Here is a 24,435-nt window from a genome sequence, read left to right as displayed (position 1 = left end):
CAACGTTTCGTTGATGATCCACTGTTCGGGCATGGAGCGCAACGACCACGCACAGGCGCAGCGCGAGGCGGACGCCCGCCATCGGCTGCTCGACCGCGGCGCGGACCAGCTGGAGCGGCGTCCGTGGCAACCCGCGCCGATCCCGCCGTCCGCGGTGGACCTCATCCAGTTCTTCCTGCACTCGGACGGCGACCGGGATGCCGCCCTTGCGGCGCTCCAACTGCTCCCAGCGGCGCGCGCCGAGGTCGACCAGCTGGAGACCGGCCTGCTGTTCGCCGCTCGCGGCCTCGGGCTCACCTGGGCCGAGATGGCCCGCGCTCTCGGCCTCAACTCGCCACAAGCCTGCCAACAGCGCCTCGATCGTCTTGCGGCCAGGCAGTCATGAGCCTCCTGGTTCTGCATGCAGTCCGGCTGCTCGGCTTCGCCGACAACGCAGCCGTCGCAGCGCGGTTCGACCTCGACCCAGCGATGGCAGGGGAGTTGCTGCTCGACTTCCAGGCCTATGGCTGGGTCAGCTGGAGTGAGTTCGCCGGTCTGGGTGGCTGGTCGCTCACTGAGGCTGGGCGGGCCGAGAACGAGCGACTGCTGGCTGCTGAGCGGTCTCCGGTGGTCGAGTCGGTCTACGACGACTTCCTGCCACTCAACGGCCGGCTGCAGGCCGCCTGTACCAACTGGCAGCTCCGGCCGACGACCGCGGACGCACTGGCCGCCAACGACCACACCGATGCGGTCTGGGATGAGCAGGTGCTGGGAGAGCTTGCAGCGATCGCTCAACAGCTGACTCCGCTGGTCGCCCGGCTCACAGCAGTCCTGCCGCGCTTCCAGGGCTACGACACCCGCTTCCAGCACGCATTGGCACAGCAGTGGGTCGACGGCACGTCGGTGGACTCCTGCCATCGAGTCTGGTTTGAACTGCACGAGGACCTGATCGCCACCCTCGGTGTGCGTCGCTAGCTACCCTGGAGACGTGCGCTCCCGTCCGACTCTGCAGTGGGCTCCCGGCCCCGACGTACTGGCCTTGGAGCCTGCGGCCACGGAGATCGGTCCGCTGGCTGAGGTGGTCGCGGCTGGGGGAGTCGTTGTACTCAGCGGCGCGGGCATCTCCACCGAGTCCGGCATCCCCGACTACCGCGGTGAGACCGGCAGCCTGCGCACCCACACTCCGATGACGTACGGCGACTTCGTCGCGAGCGAAGCCGGTCGACAGCGGTACTGGGCGCGCAGCCACCTCGGCTGGCGCACGATCGCCCGCGCGCATCCCAACGACGGCCACCGGGCAGTCGCGGCACTCCAAGCCCGTGGCTACCTGACCGGCGTCATCACCCAGAACGTCGACGGCCTGCACACGGCCGCCGGGTCGCGGGATGTGATCGAGCTGCACGGCAACCTCGACCGCGTCATCTGTCTGGACTGCGGTACGACGTCCGCTCGTGAAGCCCTCGACATCCGGCTCCGGGCCGCCAACGAGCACTTCGAGGCCGAGGCGACCCGGATCAACCCGGACGGCGATGTCGACCTGCCCGAGGACGTCGTCCGCGAGTTCACCGTCGTTCCGTGCACGGTCTGCGGCGGCGTGCTCAAACCGGATGTGGTGTTCTTCGGCGAGAACGTGCCCAAACCGCGCGTGGAGCGCTGTTACCGGCTGATCGACGCGGCGGACGCCGTACTGGTCCTCGGCTCGTCCCTGACCGTGATGTCCGGCTTCCGCTTCGTGCGGCACGCGGCCAAGGCCGGTACGCCGGTTCTGATCGTCAACCAGGGCATCACCCGCGGCGACCCGTACGCGCGGCAGCGGATCAACCTGCCGCTCGGCCAGGCGCTCAGCGAGCTGAGCACGACACTGCCGTGACAAACGACCGGGCCGGGCCACGGATGAGGTGGCCCGGCCCGGCGCCGGCGTACGGATTGGAAAGGGTCAGCGTTGCGCGCTGGTCCGTACGCGGTCATTGGCGGCCTTGACGGCCGGTGAGGTGGCAGCCGACCTGGTCAGCTCGCGGCCCTTGGCCGCCCAGGCGGCCTGCTCGGTCGCGGAGACCGTGGCGGGCTTGCCGGTCAGCTTCTTGACGGTCAGCGACGCGACGCCGGCCTGACCCTCGTAGCGCGGGTGGTAGTTGGCGGCGCGGAGCAGGTTGAGGTCCTTGCCCTGGATCCAGGCCTGGCCGTCCGGCGCGCAGGCGTCGTGCCCGGTCGAGGGCCCGAAGGTGTCGACGTATGTCGCCCCGGTGGCAGCGGCGGCGTTCGCGACGGCGGCGTTCAGCGCCTGCTCGATCGCGTACAGGTAGCCGTAGTCGCCGTCGGCGAACGGCAGGATGTCCGGGCAGGTGCCGTGCTCGGGCGCGATCTTCGGGTAGCCGACGAGCACGATCGTGGCCTTCGGCGACCGCTGTTTGATGCCCTGGACAACAGTCGTGATCCGGGTCTGCGTCTGGGCGATCTTGGCCTTCAGCGTGTCCACGCCGTCGACCGTGAAGTGCGCCCGGCAAGGCGCGCCGGCCGGGTCGGAGGCGCGCAGCTCGGGGCATTTGTCGATCACGGCGCCGAACACGCCGAAGTCGTTGCCGCCGATCCCGAGGGTGACCAGATCCGTCCGCGGGGTCAGCGCGTCGAACTGTGGCCGCGCCGTGCCGAGGATCGTGCTCTGCGGGTTCAGCATGTTCGTGGTGTCGGCGCCGCCGCAGCTGACGTCGGTGAACCGGTGCACGCCGAACGCGGCGGCGACCAGCTTGGGGTAGTTGCTGAACGATCGGGCGCACCCGAGCGACAGCAGATCCGGGATCGGGACGAACGGCGCCGAGGTGTAGGAGTCACCGAGCGCGACGTACTCGCGGAATCGGTGCTGTCCCGCCTGCGCCGGAGCCGTCGCCGCGACGGTCAGCGCCGTCGTCATCAGCAACCCGGTGACCGTGGCGATCGCACGGTGGAACTTCACTTGGCCTCCCCAAGGCTCGGTAGCGGGCCCACCCTAAGTTGAGTCATCACCCGATTACAAGGGGTGACGGTGGACCTGCTGCGAAGAACCGGGACCTGACCCTGACCGGGGCGGTGGGGTGGGGACGGTGACTACATGGAATCCTGCTCTTATGCGTGTCTGGCACGGTTTGGACGAGGTGGGTGCGGAATTCGGCCCGTCGGTCGTCACCATCGGCAACTTCGACGGGGTGCATCGGGGTCACCAGGAGGTGCTCGCGCACGCCAAGGCGCGGGCCGCCGAGCTGGGCGGGCTGCCGGTGGTCGCGCTCACCTTCGACCCGCACCCGATGCGGGTGCTGCGGCCCGATCACGCGCCGCTGATGCTCAGTGAGCCCGGCCGGCGCGCGGAGCTGCTCGGCCGGCACGGCGCGGACGCCGTCCTGATCCTCCCGTTCGACAAGGACGTCGCGGCCTGGTCGCCGGAGGAGTTCATCGAGCGCGTCCTGGTCGGCACGCTGCACGCCAAGGCGATCGTCGTCGGGGAGAACTTCCGCTTCGGCCACCGGGCCGCGGGTCACGTCGACACGCTGGTCGCGGCGGGCGCGACGCACGGGTTCCAGGTCGAAGGGCTGAGCCTGGCCGGCGACGCCCAGCCGTGGTCGTCGACGTACGTGCGCCGGCAGTTGGCCGAGGGCAACGTGGAGGCTGCGGCCGGGGCGCTCGGGCGGCCGCTGCGGGTCACCGGCGTGGTCGTCGAAGGCGACAAGCGCGGCCGTGAGCTGGGTTACCCGACCGCGAACATCCCCGCCGATCCGGCTGCCGCCGTCCCGCAGGACGGGGTGTACGCCGGGTGGCTGACCGTGCTCACCCCGGCCGCGGGCGGCCCGGCGTACGGCGAGTCGATGCCGGCCGCGATCAGCGTCGGCAGCAACCCGACGTTCGACGGCGTGGACCGGCGGGTGGAGTCGTACGTGCTGGACCGCGACGACCTGGAGCTCTACGGCGCGCGGATCGCGATCGACTTCGTGGCCCGGCTGCGCGGGACGCAGATCCGCTTCGAGACCATCGACGACCTGCTGGTCCAGATGAAGGCCGATGTCGACCAGGCGCGCCGGACCCTTACCGAGAATTAGGGTGCCGCGTCCACGGACTGATACCCTGGGCGCTGCCGTCTGAACGGCCGCGGAACGAGAGTGCTCGGGTGACGAAGCCCCGGTGCGCCGCGCAACGGAAATCGAGAGGAACTTCTGTGTCAGCTGTTGATGCTGCAACGAAGAAGAAGATCATGGGCGAGTACGCCCTGACCGAGGGCGACACGGGCTCTCCCGAGGTCCAGGTCGCGCTGCTCACGCACCGCATTTCGCACCTGACGGAGCACCTGAAGGAGCACAAGCACGACCACCACAGCCGTCGTGGCCTGCTGCTGCTCGTCGGTCAGCGCCGCCGGCTGCTGAACTACCTGGCGAAGAAGGACATCAACCGCTACCGGTCCCTGATCGAGCGGCTCGGCCTTCGCCGATGACGTCGTGAGGAGCGGCCCCCGAGTCCGGGTGGCCGCTCCTCGCGTATCCACGCCCGCTAGCGTGGATCACAACTGAATACATGTAAGACGTACGAGGCGACGCGATGCGCGTGGCGGGAGGACGACCGGTCCTCGGTAGTGGCTTTCGGGTACAGGTAGCGCCGTACCCGCGGGCCTCGATCGAAGACCGGCACCCCGGAGCTCGCGCCTCGCAGTCGTCAACACTGTGAGAGAGGGGTATCCCGTGTCGGGATCCACCAACGCGCCGATGGACGGCGCACAATTCGCTGAGGCCGTCATCGACAACGGCAGCTTCGGCACCCGCACCATCCGCTTCGAGACGGGCCGCCTGGCCCAGCAGGCCGCCGGCTCGGCCGCCGCCTACCTCGACGGCGACACCATGGTGCTCTCGGCCACCACGGCCTCCAAGAAGCCCAAGGACCAGTTCGACTTCTTCCCGCTGACGGTCGACGTCGAGGAGCGGATGTACGCCGCTGGGCGGATCCCCGGCTCGTTCTTCCGCCGCGAGGGCCGGCCCTCCGAAGAGGCCATCCTGACCTGCCGGCTGATCGACCGCCCGCTGCGGCCGTCGTTCGTCTCCGGCCTGCGCAACGAGATCCAGGTCGTCATCACCGTCCTGGCCCTGAACCCGGACAAGCTCTACGACGTGCTCGCGATCAACGCGGCGTCGATGTCCACCCAGATCGCCGGGCTGCCGTTCTCCGGCCCGATCGGCGCCACCCGGGTGGCCCTGATCGGCAACCAGTGGGTCGCGTTCCCGACCCACACCGAGCTCGAGGACGCCGTCTTCGACATGGTCGTGGCCGGCCGCGTCACCGACGCCGGCGACGTCGCGATCATGATGGTCGAGGCGGAGTCCACGCCGGGCACCTTCGAGGCCGTTGCCGCCGGCAAGCAGGCGCCGACCGAGGAGGTCGTCGCCGAGGGCCTGGAGGCCGCCAAGGGCTTCATCAAGACCCTGGTCGACGCGCAGTCCGAGCTGGCCGCCAAGGCGTCCAAGCCGACCGGCGAGTTCCCCGTCTTCCCGGACTACGCCGACGACGCGTTCGCCGCCGTCGAGGCCGCCGCCACCGACGAGTTGTCGCAGGCGCTGACCATCGCCGGCAAGCACGAGCGCGAGGACGCCACCGACGCCGTCAAGGCCGCCGTGGTCGACAAGCTCGCCGCCGACTTCGAGGGTCGCGAGAAGGAGCTGTCCGCAGCCTTCCGCTCGCTGACCAAGAAGCTCGTCCGGCAGCGCGTGCTGAAGGACAAGGTCCGCATCGACGGCCGCGGGCTGGCCGACATCCGGCCGCTGAAGGCGCAGATCGGCATCCTGCCGCGCGTCCACGGCTCGGCGCTGTTCGAGCGCGGCGAGACCCAGATCATGGGTGTCACCACGCTGAACATGCTCCGGATGGAGCAGCAGCTCGACACGCTCTCCCCGGAGACGCGGAAGCGCTACATGCACAACTACAACTTCCCGCCGTACTCGACCGGTGAGACCGGCCGGGTCGGTTCGCCGAAGCGCCGCGAGATCGGTCACGGCGCGCTGGCCGAGCGGGCCCTGGTGCCGGTGCTGCCGTCGCGGGAGGACTTCCCGTACGCGCTGCGTCAGGTCTCCGAGGCGCTCGGCTCGAACGGCTCGACGTCGATGGGCTCGGTCTGCGCCTCGACGCTGTCGCTGCTGAACGCCGGTGTGCCGCTGAAGGCCCCGGTCGCCGGTATCGCCATGGGCCTGATCTCCGGTGAGGTCGACGGCAAGACCGAGTACGTCGCGCTGACCGACATCCTCGGCGCCGAGGACGCCTTCGGCGACATGGACTTCAAGGTCGCCGGCACCAAGGACTTCGTCACGGCTCTCCAGCTGGACACGAAGCTCGACGGCATCCCGGCCAGCGTGCTCGCGGGTGCGCTGACCCAGGCCAAGGACGCCCGCCTGACGATCCTGGACGTGATGGCCAAGGCCATCGACGCGCCGGGTGAGATGAGCGAGTTCGCGCCGCGGGTCATCTCGGTGAAGGTCCCGGTCGACAAGATCGGCGAGGTCATCGGCCCGAAGGGCAAGATGATCAACCAGATCACCGAGGACACCGGCGCCGACATCTCCATCGAGGACGACGGCACCGTCTACATCGGCGCGACCGACGGCCCCTCGGCCGAGGCCGCCCGGGCCGCGATCAACGCGATCGCGAACCCGACCATGCCGGAGAAGGGCGAGCGCTACCTGGGCACGGTCGTGAAGACGACCAACTTCGGCGCGTTCATCAGCCTGCTCCCCGGTAAGGACGGCCTGCTGCACATCAGCAAGCTGCGGGGCCTGGCCGGTGGCAAGCGCGTCGAGGCCGTCGAGGACGTCCTCTCGGTCGGCCAGAAGCTGCAGGTCGAGATCGCCGAGATCGACGACCGCGGCAAGCTCTCGCTGATCCCGGTGGTCGAGGGTGAGGACGAGAAGAAGTCCGACGAGAAGGTGGCTGACTCCGCCGAGTGAGCAGAGCCGTCACCAGCACGCTGCTGAGCCCGGAGGCGGGCGGTCCGGTCAAACGGACCGTCCTGCCCTCCGGGCTTCGTGTGCTGTCCCAGTCCGTACCGGGTTTCCGCTCGGTCACCTTCGGCGTGTGGGTCGGCGTCGGCTCCCGCGACGAGCCGGCCCAGCTGGCCGGCGCGACGCATTTCCTCGAACACCTGCTGTTCAAGGGCACCGAGCGCCGCGACGCGCTCGAGATCTCGGCCGCGATCGACGCGGTCGGCGGTGAGATGAACGCGTTCACCGGTAAGGAGTACACCTGCTACTACTCGCGGGTGCTCGACTCCGACCTGCCGCTGGCCGTTGACGTCATCTGCGACATGATCACCTCGGCCACGCTGACCGCGGCCGACGTCGAGAGTGAGCGCGACGTCATCGACGAAGAGATCGCGATGCACGCCGACGAGACGTCGGACCACATCCACGACCTGTTCGCCGAGCAGGTCTGGGGCGCGTCCCCCCTCGGCCGCTCGATCACCGGCACGCCGGAGTCGGTCGCGGCCCTGACCCGGCAGCAGGTCGCCGGCTGGTACCGGCGCCGCTACAAACCGGCCAACATCGTCGTCTCGGTCGCCGGGAACGTCGACCACGCCGACGTCGTCCGCCTGGTCCGCAAGGCCTTCGAGCGGCACTGGGTCACTGCGGACGCCGAGCCCGCGCCGATCCGGCGTCCGTCGAGCCGCCGGGTCCCGACGTACGGCGGCGTTCGCGTGCACCACCGCGACGTCGAGCAGGCGCATCTGGTGCTCGGGATGCCGGGCCTGGTCCGCAACGACCCGCGCCGGTACGCGGCCGGCGTCCTGCACGGCATCGTCGGCGGCGGCATGTCGTCGCGCCTGTTCCAGGAGGTCCGCGAGAAGCGCGGCCTGGCCTATTCGGTCTTCAGCTTCGGCTCGGCGTACACCGACTCCGGGATGGTCGGCGTCTACGCCGGCTGCCTGCCCAAGAAGGCCCCCGAGGTGCTGGACGTCGTCCGTCGCGAGCTCGAGTCGATCGCCGCCGGCAGCATCACGCCGGACGAGCTCCTGCGCGGTAAAGGGCAGATGCGCGGCTCGGTCGTGATGGGCCTGGAGGACACGGGCGCCAAGATGACCCGGATCGCCAAGGCCGAGCTCGTCTACGGCGAGCTGCCCACGGTCGACGAGATTCTCGGCCACATCGACGCCGTCACCCTCGACGACGTCACCGCCCTCGCCGCCCACCTGTACGCGGGCGACCCGGCCCTGACCGTGATGGGCCCGTTCGCCGAGGACACCACCGCCTTCACGTTGTAGTCTCACCCGCAACGTCACACGTGATCTGCCTCTGGATCGCTCGCTGAACGCGATCACACGCACTTGACGGCCGACGGATCACCGCGCTGAACCCTCAGCGCGGCTCCGGCCTGTCTGCATACCAGAGGATTCCCATGGTTCTTCGTGACGCGATGCGTACTGCGTCCAACGCTCTGACCGATGCTGTCCGCGTCTCACCGGGCTGGCTCGTCCTGTGCTGCCTACTCGTGCTCGTGCAGTCCGTGCTGCCCGGCGCTCAGGTGCTGCTGATCAGCCAACTGGTCGACGGGCTTGCGGGCGGTGGGCGTCCCTGGGGAGCGCTGGTCGTGCTGACGGTCGTCGTCGGGTTGATGTACCCGCTCGGCCAAGTAGCGCTGGCGGCCGGGCAGCGGCTGACGTTGTGGCTGAAGCTGCACTACCGGGTCGAGTTGGCGGACGCCGCCGCGCGGTTGAGCCCGAGCCGCCTGGCCGACCCGGCGGTGGTGACCGACCTGGAGGCGAGCCAGGCGGCGACCGAGCCGCTCGGCCAGCTGGCATCGCGGCCGGTGCAGGTGCTGGGGGCGGCGGTGACGTCGGCGGGGTTGTGTACGGCGATCTGGTCGATCAATCCGTTGTCGGGCGCACTGGTCCTGGCGGCGCTGGTACCGACCGTTTTTGCGTTCAGCCTGATCTCGCGGATGGAGTCGGCCGGATGGCCCAAGGTCGCCGAGCAGGACCGGCGCGCGGCGTACGCGACCGAGCAGCTGATCCGGCAACGCTCGGGGACGGAGCTCGCGGTACTCGGCTCCGGCGCGAAGGTCGCGGCGCTGGCCGCTCGGCATCGGACTGCGGCGACGGTCGTTCTGGACGGGATGATCGCGGTGGCGATGTGGTGGGAGCTGGCGGCTGCGGTCGCGACCGCGCTGCTGTTCGGCGGCGCCCTGGCCGCGCTGGTCCTCGGCGGCGCGAGCGGGGGAGCGGCCGCCGCGGCGGTGGCGGGCACGATCTCCGGGCTGAACGCGATCCGCTTGTGTGGCTACGCCTTCGGCTCGATCGTCACCGCCACGCCCCAGGCGCGGATCTACCGGCGTTTCGTCGCGAGCGTCCCACCGGCCGCGCCGCAGACCGTCGTACCGGTCGTCGAATCCGTTGCCCTGGACAACGTCACGTACCGGTACCCCGGGGCCGACCGGCCGGCGTTCTCGAACGTCTCGCTCAGCGCGCGGCGCGGCGAGCTGGTCGCGCTGGTCGGCGTGAACGGCGCCGGGAAGACGACGGCGGTCAATCTGCTGGTCGGCGGCCTGACGCCATGCGCGGGCCGGATCCTGATCGACGGCCGGGATGCGGCCGACCTGACCGAGCCCGAGCGGCTCGGACACTTCGGCCTACTGGTCCAGGAGTTCGGCCGCTTCGAGTTCACCCTGCGCGACGCAGTCGCCTTGGGTATGCCCGGCGACGTACCGGACGACGTCATCCGGACGGCGCTGGCCGCCGCCCACTACGACCGCCTGAGCCCGGACACCCAGCTGGGCCAGCAGTGGGGCGGCATCGGGATCTCCGGTGGCCAATGGCAGCGGGTGGCTCTGGCCAGGATCCACCTGCGCAACGCGGGGATCTGGATCCTCGACGAACCCACCTCCGCGATCGACGCCGAAGCCGAACGCGACATCTTCGCCGGACTGCAGCGCACCAAGCAGCACCGCATCACCCTCGTCGTCTCGCATCGTGCCTCGACCCTCGTCGAGATGGACCGCATCTACGTCCTCGACGAGGGTCGCGTCGTCCAGCACGGGACCTATCAGCAGCTGATCGCGGATCCGGCGGGTCGGTTCGCTCGGCTGTGCGCCGCTCAGGAGGGCTGACACTGCGCGTTTGTGCGCAGGAATGGACAGGATGCTGGTAAAGGGTTGACATCTGATGACTTGGCGGTTCGGGTGGACAGAAATGCGGAAGTAAGGGCTGCCTCAGGAGAGTCATCTGAGGTCTTGGCGAGGTAACGCCTGCGTTACGCGAGGCCGATTTGAGGCTGACAACGTTGACATGCGCAGTTTCGACCAGCAAACATGGCGCTTGATCCGCCTGCCGAACGGCGCTTTGCCGAGGAAGTTGGTCCGACCGTGCGACGTCTGACTGGGGTTGTGGGGGTGGCGCTCGGGCTCAGCCTGGTGCTGGCCTCCTGTGGGGACGGTAAGTCGAGTGGGAGCGGCTCCGGCGACGGCGCCCGGTCCACGGTGATCGCGATCGCAGCGGAGCCGCTGGAGTACATCAACCCGCTGAACGAGAACGGCAGCCCGGGGATCCAGGTCGCGATGGCGATGTTCGCGCCGCTGGTGACCACGGACCCGAACACCGGCAAGCTGCTGAACGTGATGGCGGATTCCGTCACCCCGGACAAGAACAGCCAGACCTGGACGATCAAGCTGAAGCCGGGGAACACCTTCCAGAACGGCCAGCCGCTGACCGCGAAGGACTACGTGGACAGCTGGAACCTGACCGCGCAGGGCTCGACCGCGTGGAAGAACAACGGCTTCTTCTCGAAGATCGAGGGGTACGACGCGCTCAACCCGGAGACCCCGGACGGCGCCACCCCGAAGCCGACCGCGGTCAAGGCGCTGTCCGGCCTGAAGCAGGTCGACGACCTGACGTTCACGGTCAAGCTCAAGGTCCCGTTCTCGCAGTTCGGCCTCACCCTGCAGTACTTCGGGCTGGCGCCGCTGCCCGAGGAGGTCCGCAAGGACCCGGACGCCTACAAGCGCAAGCCGATCGGCAACGGCCCGTACAAGCTGGCCGCCGACTGGAACGCCGGTGACGACATCAAGCTGGCGAAGTGGGACGGCTACAAGCAGACCGCCCCGGACGCCGACGCCATCACCTTCCGCTTCATCCCGAACGCGGACACGGCGTACAACGAGTTCCAGGCCGGCACCGTCGACTTCGTCGGCGTCCCGTCGACCAAGATCAAGAGCTTCAAGGACGACGCCCCGGACCAGTGGGTGACCAGCGTCAGCTCGGGCGCCAACTACCTGACGCTGCCCGCATGGGACGAGCGCTTCAAGAACCCCAAGCTGCGGCACGCGTTCTCGATGGCCATCGACCGCAAGGCGTACGCCGACCTGGTCGGCCTCGCCGAGCCGGCCAAGGCCCTGGTCGCGCCGGACATGGTCGGCTACCGCGCCGACGCCTGCAAGTACTGCGACTTCGACGCGGCGAAGGCCAAGCAGCTGCTGGCCGAGGCCGGCGGGTTCAGCGGCCCGGTCAACATCAACTACAGCACCACCAGCGCGACCGGCCAGATCTTCGCCGAGGCGCTCGGCAACATGATCCGGCAGAACCTCGGCCTCGAGGTCAAGTACACCGGTAAGCAGGGCTCGGAGATCACCGAGCTGGCCGACACCCGCAAACTCGACGGCCTGCGGTTCAGCGGCTGGGGGCACGACTACCCCTCGATCGAGGACTACCTGACCCCGATGTTCAAGTCGACCGGTGACGCCAACTTCTCCGGTTACAGCAACCCGAAGCTGGACCAGGTGCTGGCCCAGGGCGACGCCCAGCCGGACCCGGACGCCGCGATCAAGCTCTACCAGCAGGCCGAGGACATCGCCCTCGAGGACATGCCGCTGATCCCGCTGATCACCAAGTCCGACGCGTTCCTGCACTCGGCCAAGATCGAGCCGCGGGTCTCCAAGTACGTCGGCGTCTCGGCACTCTGGGCGACGTTCAAGTAGATGATCCGTTTCGTCCTGCGCCGCCTGCTCGCGGCGATTCCGATCGGCGTGATCGTCACGCTGGGGGTCTTCGCGCTCGTCTTCGCGATGCCCGGGGACCCCCTGCGCGAGCTGGCCGGCGACAAACCGATCCCGGCCGCGGTGCTGGCCGCCAAACGCGCCCAGTTCCACCTGGACGAGCCGTTCCTGGTCCAGTACCTGCTGAGTATGAAGGACATCCTGACCGGCAACTTCGGGACGACGTTCGCCGGCGCCGACATCGCCGATCAGCTCCGGCTGCGGATCCCGGTGACGCTCAAGCTGACGCTGCTGGCGAACGCCGTCCAGTGGACGCTCGGCCTGATCTTCGGTATCTACGCCGGGTTCAAGCGCAACGGCCTGATCGACCGGTCGCTGCTGCTGGTCACCCTGGTGCTGCTGGCGGTGCCGGGGCTGGTCGCGTACTTCGCGGCCCAGTTCGTGTTCGGCGTACAGCTCAAGTGGTTCCCGGTCTCCGGCGTGCTGGAGGGGTTCCCGAACTCGTACCTGCTGCCCGCGCTGGTGATCGGCGTCCTCGGCTTCGCGGGCCTGGCCCGGCTGATGCGGACGTCGATCGTCGAGACCGTGAACGCGGATTTCGTGAAGACCGCGCGGGCCAAGGGCCTGGGCGAGCAGCGGGTGCTGTGGCGGCACATCCTGCCGAACGCGCTGCTGCCGGTGGTCACGTTCATCGGGCTCGATCTGGCCGGCATGTTCGGCGGCGCGATCATCACCGAGTCGATCTTCAACCTGCCGGGGCTCGGGCAGTTCATGTTCCAGGCGATCAAGCTGAAGGAGGGCGGGGTCGTGGTGCTGCTGTCCACGCTGGCGTTCCTGTCGTTCATCGTGATCAACCTGCTGGTCGATCTCCTCTACGGGATCCTGGACCCGAGGGTGCGCCATGTCTGACGTCCAAGCGGTGGTGAGCGCCGAGGCGCAGGAACTCGGCGACGGCCGCACGCTGTCGAACCGCGAACTGCTGCGGGCCCTGCTCCGCAAACCGCAGTTCGTGCTCTGCAGCCTGTTGCTGCTGGTCTTCTTCGCGATGGCCGCGGTGCCGAAGGTCTTCACCTCGGCCGACCCGCGGTTCTGCGAGCTGAGCAAGAGCCGGCACAGCCGCGAGCCCGGCCATCCCTTCGGTTTCGACATCCAGGGCTGCGACTACTTCGCCAACGTCGTGTACGGCGCGCGCCCGTCCGTCCTGGTCAGCATCTGCGCCAGTTTCGGCGTTTTCATCCTGGCCGGCACGTTCGGCCTGCTGGCCGGTTACTTCCCGGGGTTCGTCGACGCGCTGATCAGCCGGACGGCGGACGTCCTGTTCGCCGTCCCCGGCCTGGTCGTGCTGATCGTCATCCTCAACTCGGTGCCGAACCGCAGCATCTGGATCATCGTCGGCGTCATCCTGCTGATCGGCTGGCCGGGCGGGATGCGGCTGATGCGCTCCACGGTGTTCTCGGTCCGCAACCGCGAGTACGTGCTGGCGGCGCGCTCGATCGGCGTCCCGCCATTGCGCATCCTGCGCAAACACGTCTTCCCGAACGCGATGGCCCCACTGCTCGCCATGACCACCCTCGGCATCGGCGGCATGGTCGGCCTCGAAGCCGCCCTCACCTTCCTCGGCGTCGGCCTCCAGCCGCCGTCCATCTCCTGGGGCTCCCAGTTCGGCGTCGCCGCCTCCTACCGCGACACCCCGCACCTGTTCCTCTGGCCCGCCCTCTTCATCTCCACCATGACCATCTCGTTCATGATCATCGGCGACTCCATCCGGGACGCCCTCGACCCGAAGTTGCTGCGATGACTACTGGCGAAGTGTTGCTGAAGGTGGAGAACCTGTCGGTCGAGTTCGATACGCCGCGGGGTGCGGTGCGGGCGGTCGACGGGGTGTCGTGGCAGGTGCGGGCGGGGGAGACGCTGGCGATCCTGGGGGAGTCGGGGTCGGGCAAGAGCGTGTCGACGCAGGCGCTGACCGGGATCCTGGAGATGCCGCCGGGGCGGATCGTGTCCGGGACGGCGGAGTACCGCGGGGCCGATCTGATCGCGATGACGACCAAGGAGCGGCGGCGGATCGTCGGGGACCGGATCACGATGGTCTTCCAGGACTCGCTGTCGGCGCTGAATCCGGTGCAGTCGGTCGGGACGCAGATCGCCGAGTGCTACCGGGTGCATCGCGGGATGTCGAAGCGGGACGCGCTGAAGCGGGCCGCCGAGATGCTCGACCAGGTCCGGATCCCGGCCGCGGCGAAGCGGGCGCGGGACTACCCGCACGAGTTCTCCGGCGGGATGCGGCAGCGGGTGATGCTCGCGATGGCGCTCGCGCTCGATCCGGACGTGCTGATCGCGGACGAGCCGACGACGGCGCTCGACGTCACCGTACAGGCGCAGATCCTGGAGCTGATCGCCGAGCTGCAGGCCGAGCGGGACATGGGCGTCGTGCTGATCACGCACGACCTGGGCGTGGTCTCGGACGTCGCCGACAACGTCGTGGTGATGTACGCCGGGCATGTGGTCGAGCGGGCCTCGACCGCGGCCGCACTGGACCGTCCGGTGCACCCCTACACCGAGGGGCTGCTCGGATCGATGCCGTCGGCCGACCTGAAAGGCCAGGAGCTGCCGACGATTCCGGGGACGCCGCCGTCGCTGCGGGCGATTCCGTCCGGCTGCGCGTTCCGGCCGCGTTGCCCGATCGCGATCGGCGACTGCGCGCACGACGTACCGCCGTTGCTGACCGTCGCCCCCGGCCGGGACGCCGCGTGCATCCGGCGGACGACGCTGCTCGAGAGGGAGGCCGGCTGATGGCGGACGAGTTGCTGGTGGCAACGGATCTGGTGAAGCACTACGACATCAGCCCGACGCTGAACCTGGGGTCGAAGGTCTTGGTCCGCGCGGTCGACGGCGTCGATCTGACGCTGCGCAAGGGTGAGTCGCTGGGGATCGTCGGCGAATCGGGCTGCGGCAAGTCGACGCTCGTCCGGTTGCTCGCGGCGCTGGAGAAGCCGACGTCCGGCGCGATCCGGTACGACGGCGTCGACGTCAGCAAGCTCCGGGGCCGTGAGCTGCGGCGGTGGCGGCGGAACGTCCAGGTCGTCTTCCAGGACCCGTACTCCAGTCTGAACCCGCGGATGCGCGTCGGTGAGATCGTTGCCGAGCCGCTCGAAGTCCACCCGGATGTGTCGAAGGGGATGGACATCCGCAAGCGCGTCCGCGAGCTGCTGGAGCTGGTCGGACTGCGGGCCGAGGACGAGACGAAGTTCCCGCATCAGTTCTCCGGTGGTCAGCGGCAGCGCATCGGCATTGCGCGCGCGATCGCGCTGAACCCCGACGTCCTGCTCTGCGACGAGCCCGTGTCGGCGCTCGACTTGTCGGTGCAGGCGCAGGTGGTCAACCTGCTGATGCGGCTGCAGCGTGAGCTCGGTCTGAGCATCATCTTCGTCGCCCACGACCTGTCCGTCGTCCGGCACGTTTCCGACCGGGTAGCCGTCATGTACCTCGGTCGGGTTGCTGAGCTCGGCCAGCACCAACAGGTGTACGACGCACCCGGCCACCCGTACACACAGGCGCTCCTGTCCGCAGAACCCGGTCTGGCGCGTCAGGGCCGTAAGCGGATCGTTCTGGCCGGTGACCCGCCCTCACCGGTCTCTCCGCCGGCCGGCTGTCGTTTCCACACCCGCTGTCTTCGTGCCGAGTCTCGTTGCAGTACTGAGGAACCGCAGCTGCGGGAGATCCCGTCCGGTCAGGCAGTGGCTTGCCATTTCGCTGAGGATGCCCAGGCGGCGTACGGCGTTGAGACTCTGGTCTGAGATCCTGTTGCCCTCGACCACTTGGTGAAAGGGTGCGGATGATCAAGGTCGGTGTGCTGGGGGCCAGTGGCAAGATGGGCGCTCAGACGTGCCTCGCGGTGCAGGATGCGGCGGACTGCGAGCTGGTCGCGCAGCTGGGCCGGGGCGACGACCTGGCCGAGCTGACCAAGGCCGGAGCTCAGGTGGCGGTCGACCTGACCCGCCCCGAGGCCGTGATGACCAACCTGCAGTGGTGCATCGAGAATGGCATCCACGCCGTCGTCGGGACCACTGGATGGGATGAGGAGCGGCTGGCGACGTTGCGGTCCTGGCTGGACGCCGCGCCGGGCGTCGGCGTCCTGATCGCCCCGAACTTCTCCATCGGCGCGATGCTGATGATGCAGTTCGCCGCGAAGGCGGCCCGGTTCTACGAGTCCGTGGAGATCATCGAGCTGCACCATCCGGACAAGGTGGACGCTCCGTCGGGTACGGCACGACGGACGGCCGAGCTGGTCGCGGCAGCGCGCCAGGAGGCCGGCAGCGTGCCGATTCCGGACTCCACCACCGACGAGCTGGATGGCGCCCGCGGTGCGCAGATCGAAGGCATCCGGGTGCACGGCGTCCGGCTGCGTGGTCTGATCGCGCACCAGGAGGTGTTGTTCGGCAACGAGGGCGAGATGCTGACCATCCGGCACGACTCGATGTCGCGGGTGTCGTTCATGGCCGGGGTGCTGCTCGGCGTCCGGCGGATCGTCGACACGCCCGGGCTGACGGTCGGGCTCGAGCACTTCATGGACCTGTCCTAAATGACGGCCAAGCGGGCGGCCGTCGTACTGGCGGTGGTCTTCGTCGCGTACGCCGGTCTGCTCGGGTGGCGTGGGGTGTTGCTGATCGGGACCGGTGATCCGGTGGCGGTCGGCCTCGGCGTCGCCGTACTGGTCCTTCCGCTACTCGGTGTGTACTTGGTGTGGCGTGAGCTGCGGTTCGGGACTCAGACAGAGGCGCTGGCGCGAGAGCTGGAGGCTGCGGGCGGCCTGCCGGTGGACGACCTGCCCCGGCGTCCGTCGGGCCGGATCGAGCGGGACGCCGCGGATGCCGCGTTCGAGCGGTATCGGGCCGAGGCGGAGGCCGCTCCCGAGGACTGGCGGGTGTGGTTCCGGCTGTCCACGGCGTACGACGCGGCGGGTGACCGCAAGCGCGCGCGGGCTACGATGCGGCGCGCGATCAGTCAGTACGACGCTGCGAATTCGCTGTGAGTTGGCTGGGAACGCACCGCGACAACTGACAACGCGGTGCGGATCGGGATATTTTCTTCAGACGCCCGTGGCAACCGCCACGTGCGAGGCCGGAAACTGGGTGGAGCCGTCCTGTGTCGTCCGACGGATCTCGCCGCGGTTCGGACGATGTGCAGGGAGCGGGCTTCGGTGGCCTGTTGCGCCGGCACCGGCGAGAAGCCGGGTTGTCGCAAGAGGGCTTGGCCGAGCTGGCTGGCTTGAGTGTCGACGCGATCGCGGCGTTGGAGAGAGGTCGTCGTCGTGCGCCGAGAGCGCACACGTTGCGACTCCTCGCGGACGCCCTGCGTCTGAACAGCGCTGAGCGCACCCAGCTCACCACCTCCGCCCGCAAGGACACTGACTCGCCGCAGCCGGTGCTGCGGCGGCCCCCCGCCGCGCCGAACGAGCTGATCGGCCGCACCACTGAGCTGACGGCGACTCGTCGGCTGCTGGGTCAGCGCATCACTCGTTTGCTGACCTTGACCGGCCCCGGCGGGGTCGGAAAGACCAGACTGACGATGGCGCTGGCGACTGAGCTGGCCAGCGACTACCCGGACGGCGTCGCCTGGGTGCCGCTGGACTCGCTGACGGACGCCGCAGCGGTCGCTCCGGAGGTCGCAGCGTCGATCGGGCTCGCCGACTCGGGCCGCCTGATCGAGGAGATCGCGGAGCAGATCGGCCAGCGTTCCATGCTGCTCGTCTTCGACAACTGCTCCCATGTGGTCGCCGCGGTCGGCCAGGTCTGTGCTGCGCTTCTGGAGGCCTGTCCGAATCTGGCCATCCTGGCCAGCAGCCGTGAGCTGCTGCGGGTCGCCGGCGAGAGCGTGTACGTCGTCCCGTCGCTGGTCCTACCGCCCGATGAGGACCAGGCGGAGACATCTGCCGCCGTCCGGCTGTTCGTCGAACGCGCCACCGCGCGCGGCTACGACCCGACTGGTCAGCTCGAGCAGGTCACCCGCGTGGTCCGGCGGCTGGAGGGGATGCCGCTCGCGATCGAGCTTGCCGCCGCCCGGACGAACGTGATGACGATCGAGGAGCTGGCCGGTGAGCTGGAGACGTCGTTCGGCATCCTGGCCGGCGGCTCGCGGACGGCGTCCCCACGCCAGCAGTCGATGCACGGCGCGATCGAGTGGAGCCATGACCTGCTTACGGCCGCGGAGCGGGACGTGTTCGCGCAGCTGTCGGTCTTCGTCGGCGGCTGGTCGCTGAACGCTGCTGCGACGGTGATGTCCGGTCAGACCGCGCCTGGGCCCGCAGAGCGTGCCGACGCACTCGACCTGACCGGCCGGCTGGCCGACAAGTCGCTGATCCGCGTCACCCGGCACCGCGGCGTCGCGCGCTACTACATGCTGGCCGTGATCCGGGAGTACGCCGCCGACCGGCTGGTCGCCAATGGCAGCGCGGACGAGGCTTCCCGTCGGCATGCGGACTTCTACGTCGCGCTGGCCGAGCAGGCCGAGCGCGAGCTGCGCGGCGCCAATCAGGAGGAGTGGCTGGACCGGCTCCAAGGCGAGCTCGACAACCTGCGGGCCGCGATGGCCTGGGCGTTGCAGACCCGCTCGGTCAGCGCGGCGCTGCGGCTGTCGGGTGCGCTCTGGCTGTTCTGCTACCTCCGTGGGCACTACGCCGAGGGCGGCCAGTGGCTGGAGCGGGCGCTGGCGCTGGCCGACGCGGAGTCCGTCGCTGACGCAGCGGCGTCCGCCAAGGCCAACCTCGGTGCGGGCATGCTGGCGTTTCTGCAGTGCGAGTACGACGTTGCGACGACCCGGCTGGAGACTGCACGGGCGCAGTACGAGGAGCTTGGGGACGTCGCTGGACGGGCGCTGGTCATGCAACGGCTCGGGGGAGTGGCGCGCGAGCGCGGCGACTACCGAGCGGCCGAAGACCTGCACTGTATGAGTTACGACCTCTACGAGAGTCTTGGCGACCAGAACGGCATGTCGTGGGCGCACAACCACCTGGGCTTCGTAGCCTGGCTGCGCGGTGACCTGGACATCGCTGCGCGCCGGTGCGGCCGGGCGCGGGACAGTTTCCGGCGCCTGGGTGACGGCGAAGGGCTGGCCTGGTCGTTGATCAGTCTGGGTGCGATCGCGCAGTACCGGGGTGAGCTGGTCGAGGCGGAGGGGCTGCTGCAGGAGAGCCTGGCTCTGTCGCAGCGGCTCGGCTACCGCGAGGGCGTGGCCTGGTCGCTGAACCAGCTCGGCATCGTCGAGCGTCGGCGCGGTCTGACCGAGCGTGCGGTGCACCTGCTCGACGAGAGCCTCGCAGAGCATCGTGACCTCGGTGACCGCTGGCGGTCGGCCAGTGTGCTGGAAGAGCTGGCCGCAGTGGCGCAGCAGCGCGGCCGCAGTGAGTACGCGGCGTTTCTGCTCGGTGCCGCGGACGGCGTCCGCGAGGTGATCCAGGCGCCGGTTCCCGAGGTCGAGAAGCGCGACTACCAGGGGACGCGCAGCGCGATCGAGGAGTCGCTGGACAGACGCGTCTTCCGGACGGCGTGGTCGGCCGGGCGCTCCGCGCCGCTGGCCGCGGTCGCTGACGGTTACCCGCCGCAGAACAACGCCCCGGATCCGGACCGGTCCCGCTACCTGTAGGAACGGCCCCGGCGATCAGCAGTCCACCAGAGCTGCTGATCGGCGGGAGACGTGCCTCGCGGAGCACCACGACCTGGGGGATCGAAGGTGCCCCGCGAGGGATCTGGGGAGCGCGTGCCCTACGTGACCCGACCGGCTGCGCCTCTGTCTGACCCCCCAGGCAGTCCCCCCACCTTGCAGCCGGCCGAAGCCACGTTCGGCGGTGGGAACCGTCGTCGAGCCCTCCCAGTCGACGGCAGGTTCCCCCGCGCTGACACCAAGGTTCCCGAAGTCACGCTGCGTCGCACAGGGACGGAACCCTGACATCGCCCTGACAAATATGTCCTGACAACGAAGGCATCAACGGAATTTCGCCGACCGTGATCGGGACCTGTCCGTGCGTATAACGAAACCGGCCCGTGGAATACCCCGACGGAATGCGTTCAAACGTTTGGTCGCTGCCGATTCGTGATGAATTCAGTGCAGATAACCGGAAATGGCCGCGGAGAATCCCTGGATCCGGCGCAGCGGCGACCGATCCCGCAGCGCGGCCGCCGCGGCGCCGTCGTCCGCGCCGGGCACGTCCGGGACCGGATTCGGGGCCGGGATGCCCTCGCCGCGGCAGCTGACATCCTGGCCCGGCGCACGGCCGGTGGTCAGGAACGCCTCGACGATGCGGTCGGCGCAGCGGTTCACGCCGCCGTACACGCCGTGATCGCCCTCGCCGGTCACTGTCAGCAGCCGGGAGCCGGCGTACCGCTGGTGGGCGGCGGTGGCGAGCGAGTAGCTGGTGGCGGGGTCGTGGGCGCTCTGGACCATCAAGGTGGTGGGCAGGCCGTGGCCGGTGGGCTGCGGCAGGTTCAGCCGCGGGCGGTCCCAGTAGAAGCACGGGTTCTCGTTCACGGTCCAGCCGATCAGCGGGTTCCGCGGCCCGAGCCGGCCGGCCAGCTGGTCGGCGTGCTCCTGACCCTGCGGCCAGGCGGTGTCGTTACAGGTGATCGCGGTGAAGGTCGCGTCCTCGTAGTCGTCGCCGAACGGCGCCAGACCGACGGGCGTGCGGTGGGCGCGCCGGACGAGTTCGCGCTGCCGGGCCGGGGAGAGTGCGTCGATCTTGTGTTGCGCGGCCCGCGGGCCGCCCTTTGTCTGCGCTGCCGAAAGGTCCCGGAGAAATGCCAGGTCGAGGGCCAGCGAGTAGAAGTCCAGTTTTGTATACATATCCGCGGCGACCATCTGGTCGAGCGTGTTCTGGTCATAGGTGATGCGGATGGCGCCGTCCATGAATTCCTCGGTGACCGGCTGCTTCTTGAGTGCGGCCCGTAACCGTTCGTAGCCGCGGACGACGAGTCGCGGCGAGGTGCCCAGGTGCAGCCGGTCGTCGTACTTGGCCGCCCAGGTCGCGAAGTCCGTGCGGAAGCGCCGCTCGAACGCAGCCGGCTGAGCGGCGAAGCTGGTCAGCCAGGGGCTGGTGAAATCGGTGTTCGAGTCCAGCACGAACCGGCCGACGTGCTGCGGGAAGTAGGCCTGGTAGTACGCGCCCGTCCAGGTGCCGGCCGAGTAGCCGAGGAAGTCGATCGTGTTGAAGCCGAGCAGCTGCCGGATCAGGTCCATGTCCTGCACGGTCTGCGCAGTGGTGATGTAGGGCAGCAGGCCGCGGGACTGGCGGTCGCAGTACGCCTGGTGCAGACCGGAGGCTGCGGCGATCAGGTCGAGGTTCCACGGGTCACGGTCCCGGGCGTCCATCGTGTAGCCCGGTGCGCCCTGACAGGTGATGTTGGTGCTCTCGCCGGTGCCGCGTGGGTCGAAACCGACTGTGAGGTGGTTCTTGGCCAGTGCGGCCTGGCCGGCCAGGTACGGCGCCATACCGAGCCCGGCGCCACCTGGGCCGCCGGGGTTGCCGAACACGACCCGGCTCGGCTTGCCGTGCTTGGGTGCGACTTTGCTGACCGCGATCTGGATGTCATGCCCGGACGACTGGTGAGCCCAGTCCCGCGGCACGGTGATCTTCGTGCAGAACGTCCGCAGCTCCTCGTCGCCGCACTGCCGCCAGCTGAGCCGCTGATCCAGGTACTTGTTCGCGACCGGCCGTGCCTTGTCGACGATCACCTCCGGCTCCATCGAGGCGGTCGCTCCCGATCCGGGGACAACCAGGACGGCGGTGGCGGAGAGCCCCAGGCCGATGGCCAGGGAGACGAGCTTCATACAGACTCCAACGGCAATGCGTGATCGGACCGTCGCAATCTGTCATGTCAGCTGCACGTCGTCGAGTACCGCCCCCGGCCCGGCGCGAATCAGCTGTCCGTTGTGGGCGGCAGGAAGTACGCCAGCATCCGCACTCGCCGCGCATCCTCGGTCGGCCCAGTCCGTTGCAGATAAGGCATCAGCAGCGTCTCCAGGTCCTCCTGCACCTTGCGCAGCTCAGCCGCGGTCAGCCACATACCTGCGTTGAACAGACCTGCTGAACGCGCCCAGTCCACGTCCAGTGCCGGTTCGGTGTCCTCGACCCACTCTCGCGGCACATGCTCGTAGCTGAGCAGCATTGCGCTGCTCAGCGCCCGCGCTGCCTCCTGTACGTCGACGGGTCCGTCCTCGGGGATCTCGAAGAACAGGCCGCGTCCACAGGCCTCCCAGCCGTCGTCGATCGCGCGGACCAAGCCCACTGCGGCCAGCTCGCCGAGATGCTCGGCCGCCTCGTCCGTGCTGACGTCCACCGCGCTGCCGAGCTCGTCCGTCGTCGCTGCACCTTGGCGAGTCAGCTGATCCATCAGAGCCAGTCGCACCGGCTGGGCCAAGGCGCGCATCGCTGCGGCCTCGGTCAGCACCATGTCGCCCACCTCGTTAACCCGCACTTCAGTCATGCGGGTCAGCGTGCCACCTATTCGGTGGCGTCGGCAGGGTCGGTGTGCAGCCGGATCTGCTTGATGCGCACGGAGCCGTCGCCGTAGAGGTCGAGCTCGCGGTGCGCGGTGTCGGGCGCCCAGCCGGCTTCGGTGTAGAAGGCGCGAGTGGTGTCATCGGTGGCGTTGACCCAGACGGTGACGCGCTTGAAGCCGTCGGCGCGGACTGTGTCGACCACGGCGTTCAGCAGCCGGGAGCCGTGGCCGGCGCGGGTCGCGTCGGGCTGTACGGCGAGTTCCGCGATCAGAGCGTCGTGCTGCGGGTCGGCGTCCGGGTCGTCCGACGGGGTGATCGCGGCGAAGCCGACGAGGGTGCGGCCGGCGAGCGCGACCATCACCCGGTTGCGGGCCTCGCCCGGAGCGATCAGGGCGGCCCGCCACTGGGCCGCGAACTGGGCGGGGTTGAGGTCGGCCAGCACCTCGACCGGCAGCAGCCCGGCGTACGACGCCCGCCACGCTGCGACCTGGACCTCGCCGATCGCGTTCGCTTCGGCGGGTAGCGCGAGCCGCACGCTCGTCTCGGCCACCGGGCTCTCCCCGGACAGCTCGGTCAGATTCGCGGGCTCGGGCACGCCGAAGTCACTCATGAGGTCATCCTCCCAAGGCAGTGTCGCCGGCCGGACACCAGGTCCGGCCGGCGACTTGTCCGGTCAGTAGACGAGCTTGCGCAGTAGCGTCTCGGCCGGGCCGCGGTAGGCGCGCCGGCTCATCGCGTACGCGCCGGCGACCGAGAGCAGCCAGACTGCGACGGCGCAGCCGAGTGCGACGTACGCCGTACTTCCAGCGCGGTGGCCGAGGTCGAGAGTGAAGGGCGCCAGCAGGACCATCCAGGAGACCGACTGGAACAGGTAGCCGGACATCGACCGCTGGCCGAGTGCGGAGATGGCCCGGACGGGCAGGGTGCGGGTGGTGATCCGGGCGACGAGCAGTCCGAACAGAGCGACGTACCCGGGGCCGCCGAACATGCCGCTCACGTGAGAGAGCGTGCTGAGGGCGTCGATCGCCGGCTGGTCGACGTGCAGCCAGCCGGCGCCGACCAGGGCCAGCGGCAGACCACCCAGGGCGGTGAGGCTCATGCTGACGGCGGCGACGCGGGTGAGCAGCGTGCGGTGTGCTGCCGGGTTCTCCAGGATCTGGCGGCGGGCGGCCCAGATGCCCAGCCAGACGACCATAACGAAGCCGATCACGCTAGCGGTGTGCAGCGGGTACTCCTGCAGCCGTTCGACGATGCTCGCGCCGTACGACGCCGCGGCCAGCGACGGGTTGGGATCATTGGTCAGCGACTGAACCTGTTCAGAGCTGTTCAGTACGGCGAGTGCGCCGCGGACCGCGCAGTACAGCACGTACGCGATCTCGAAGGCCCAGATCCCGATCACGATCCGGTGGAACTTGTCGCCGCGATTGAGGAGCAGCAGCGTGCAGATGACGCCGACGATCCCGTAGGCGCCGAGGAAGTCGCCGAAGTACAGCAGTGCCGCGTGCGCGAGACCGAAGGCGATCAGCCAGCCGTTGCGTTTCAGCAGAATCCGCCGGATGCCGCCCGGCGTCGCGCCGGACGAGCGTTGCCGCCGGGCCAGCTGGACGAGGCCGTAGCCGAACATCACCGCGAACACCGGGTAGGCGCGGGCGTCGACGAAGGTGAGTTTCAGCAGGTTCAGCACCCGCTCGAGACCGTGCGGCGCCGTCTCGACGCCGGGCTGACCGGCGAACGCGAAGTTGGCGCTGTTGGCGAGGGCGATCAGCAGCAGCATCGCCCCGCGGATCAGGTCGGGGGCGAGGGCGCGTTCCGTACCGGTGACCGGGCCGCGGTGGCCGGCGGCCGGGAGGCTCTGTGTGCTCACGGGGATCCGTCCTTAAAACTATGTAGCCCTTGAACTGTTATCTGGATCCTCCCGCGCCGCGCCCCGGCGTCCCAGCGCGCTGGGTCCCCTTCCCGGGGTGGGGTCAGCACCACCCTTGTGACACT

General features: G+C 69.2%; 21 protein-coding genes. 16 read left to right on the top strand and 5 right to left on the bottom strand.

Annotation, left to right across the window (positions count from 1 at the left end):
- Positions 1-31: 31 nt before the first annotated feature.
- The 3 genes from HPO96_RS00820 to HPO96_RS00810 are packed head-to-tail and all read left to right on the top strand — an operon-like array spanning position 32 to position 1,849.
- On the top strand, positions 32-385 hold the full coding sequence (locus HPO96_RS00820) for a hypothetical protein (protein WP_238354661.1): 354 nt from the start codon (positions 32-34) through the stop codon (positions 383-385).
- Positions 382-954: a transcriptional regulator gene (locus HPO96_RS00815; protein WP_171670137.1), complete on the top strand. Its 573-nt coding sequence runs from the start codon at positions 382-384 to the stop codon at positions 952-954. Before HPO96_RS00820 ends, HPO96_RS00815 begins: the two co-directional genes overlap by 4 nt.
- Before the next feature lie 13 nt (positions 955-967).
- Positions 968-1,849, top strand: a complete 882-nt coding sequence (locus HPO96_RS00810; RefSeq protein ID WP_171670136.1) for an NAD-dependent protein deacetylase — start codon at positions 968-970, stop codon at positions 1,847-1,849.
- Between the two features lie 66 nt (positions 1,850-1,915).
- Here the strand turns inward: HPO96_RS00810 and HPO96_RS00805 are convergent, their stop codons facing one another.
- Positions 1,916-2,929 carry an SGNH/GDSL hydrolase family protein gene (locus tag HPO96_RS00805; RefSeq protein ID WP_337796454.1) on the bottom strand — a complete coding sequence of 338 codons (1,014 nt, stop codon included), beginning with the start codon at positions 2,927-2,929 and terminating at the stop codon, positions 1,916-1,918.
- A gap of 151 nt (positions 2,930-3,080) precedes the next feature.
- Between HPO96_RS00805 and HPO96_RS00800 the strand changes: the two genes are divergently transcribed.
- From HPO96_RS00800 to HPO96_RS00740, 13 genes are all read left to right on the top strand, one after another.
- Positions 3,081-4,043: a bifunctional riboflavin kinase/FAD synthetase gene (locus HPO96_RS00800; RefSeq protein WP_171670134.1), complete on the top strand. Its 963-nt coding sequence runs from the start codon at positions 3,081-3,083 to the stop codon at positions 4,041-4,043.
- Between the two features lie 116 nt (positions 4,044-4,159).
- Positions 4,160-4,432, top strand: a complete 273-nt coding sequence (gene rpsO, locus HPO96_RS00795; RefSeq protein ID WP_171670133.1) for a 30S ribosomal protein S15 — start codon at positions 4,160-4,162, stop codon at positions 4,430-4,432.
- Positions 4,433-4,700: 268 nt separating this feature from the next.
- Positions 4,701-6,923 (top strand): polyribonucleotide nucleotidyltransferase, encoded by a 2,223-nt coding sequence (locus HPO96_RS00790; RefSeq protein ID WP_171672253.1) that lies wholly within the window; start codon positions 4,701-4,703, stop codon positions 6,921-6,923.
- The gene (locus HPO96_RS00785; RefSeq protein WP_171670131.1) at positions 6,920-8,233 is read left to right on the top strand and encodes an insulinase family protein; all 1,314 of its coding nucleotides are present in this window, start codon (positions 6,920-6,922) and stop codon (positions 8,231-8,233) included. Before HPO96_RS00790 ends, HPO96_RS00785 begins: the two co-directional genes overlap by 4 nt.
- A 134-nt stretch (positions 8,234-8,367) precedes the next feature.
- Entirely contained in the window at positions 8,368-10,074 is a 1,707-nt protein-coding gene (locus HPO96_RS00780; RefSeq protein ID WP_171670129.1) for an ATP-binding cassette domain-containing protein, read from the top strand.
- A 255-nt stretch (positions 10,075-10,329) separates the two neighbouring features.
- The gene (locus tag HPO96_RS00775) at positions 10,330-11,937 is read left to right on the top strand and encodes an ABC transporter substrate-binding protein (protein WP_171670127.1); all 1,608 of its coding nucleotides are present in this window, start codon (positions 10,330-10,332) and stop codon (positions 11,935-11,937) included.
- Positions 11,938-12,864: an ABC transporter permease gene (locus tag HPO96_RS00770; RefSeq protein WP_171670126.1), complete on the top strand. Its 927-nt coding sequence runs from the start codon at positions 11,938-11,940 to the stop codon at positions 12,862-12,864.
- Positions 12,857-13,753, top strand: a complete 897-nt coding sequence (locus HPO96_RS00765) for an ABC transporter permease (RefSeq protein WP_171670124.1) — start codon at positions 12,857-12,859, stop codon at positions 13,751-13,753. The genes HPO96_RS00770 and HPO96_RS00765 overlap by 8 nt, the downstream gene beginning before the upstream one ends.
- The gene (locus HPO96_RS00760; RefSeq protein ID WP_171670122.1) at positions 13,750-14,748 is read left to right on the top strand and encodes an ABC transporter ATP-binding protein; all 999 of its coding nucleotides are present in this window, start codon (positions 13,750-13,752) and stop codon (positions 14,746-14,748) included. The genes HPO96_RS00765 and HPO96_RS00760 overlap by 4 nt, the downstream gene beginning before the upstream one ends.
- Positions 14,748-15,752, top strand: a complete 1,005-nt coding sequence (locus tag HPO96_RS00755) for an ABC transporter ATP-binding protein (RefSeq protein WP_171670121.1) — start codon at positions 14,748-14,750, stop codon at positions 15,750-15,752. The genes HPO96_RS00760 and HPO96_RS00755 overlap by 1 nt, the downstream gene beginning before the upstream one ends.
- Positions 15,753-15,790: 38 nt before the next feature.
- A complete protein-coding gene (gene dapB / locus HPO96_RS00750; protein WP_202885444.1) occupies positions 15,791-16,537 on the top strand; it encodes a 4-hydroxy-tetrahydrodipicolinate reductase in 747 nt (248 codons plus the stop codon).
- Positions 16,538-16,987 (top strand): hypothetical protein, encoded by a 450-nt coding sequence (locus HPO96_RS00745; RefSeq protein WP_171670117.1) that lies wholly within the window; start codon positions 16,538-16,540, stop codon positions 16,985-16,987.
- Positions 16,988-17,100: 113 nt separating this feature from the next.
- The gene (locus tag HPO96_RS00740) at positions 17,101-19,596 is read left to right on the top strand and encodes a tetratricopeptide repeat protein (RefSeq protein WP_171670116.1); all 2,496 of its coding nucleotides are present in this window, start codon (positions 17,101-17,103) and stop codon (positions 19,594-19,596) included.
- A 456-nt stretch (positions 19,597-20,052) separates the two neighbouring features.
- On the opposite strand, the gene HPO96_RS00735 is transcribed toward HPO96_RS00740, so the two are convergent.
- The 4 genes from HPO96_RS00735 to HPO96_RS00720 all read right to left on the bottom strand — a co-directional run bounded on the left by HPO96_RS00735 (position 20,053) and on the right by HPO96_RS00720 (position 24,310).
- Complete coding sequence (locus HPO96_RS00735; protein WP_171670114.1) at positions 20,053-21,774, bottom strand: alpha/beta hydrolase; 1,722 nt, start codon at positions 21,772-21,774, stop codon at positions 20,053-20,055.
- Positions 21,775-21,863: 89 nt separating this feature from the next.
- Entirely contained in the window at positions 21,864-22,430 is a 567-nt protein-coding gene (locus HPO96_RS00730; protein WP_171670113.1) for a winged helix-turn-helix domain-containing protein, read from the bottom strand.
- Between the two features lie 17 nt (positions 22,431-22,447).
- Entirely contained in the window at positions 22,448-23,056 is a 609-nt protein-coding gene (locus HPO96_RS00725; RefSeq protein WP_171670111.1) for a GNAT family N-acetyltransferase, read from the bottom strand.
- A gap of 63 nt (positions 23,057-23,119) precedes the next feature.
- On the bottom strand, positions 23,120-24,310 hold the full coding sequence (locus tag HPO96_RS00720) for a DUF418 domain-containing protein (RefSeq protein WP_337796453.1): 1,191 nt from the start codon (positions 24,308-24,310) through the stop codon (positions 23,120-23,122).
- Positions 24,311-24,435 lie beyond the last annotated feature (125 nt).

The sequence above is a fragment of the Kribbella sandramycini genome, from assembly GCF_013131805.1.
Classification (GTDB): domain Bacteria; phylum Actinomycetota; class Actinomycetes; order Propionibacteriales; family Kribbellaceae; genus Kribbella; species Kribbella sandramycini.
Note: the sequence above shows the minus strand (reverse complement) of the source record. Positions and strands in the feature narration are given on the sequence as shown.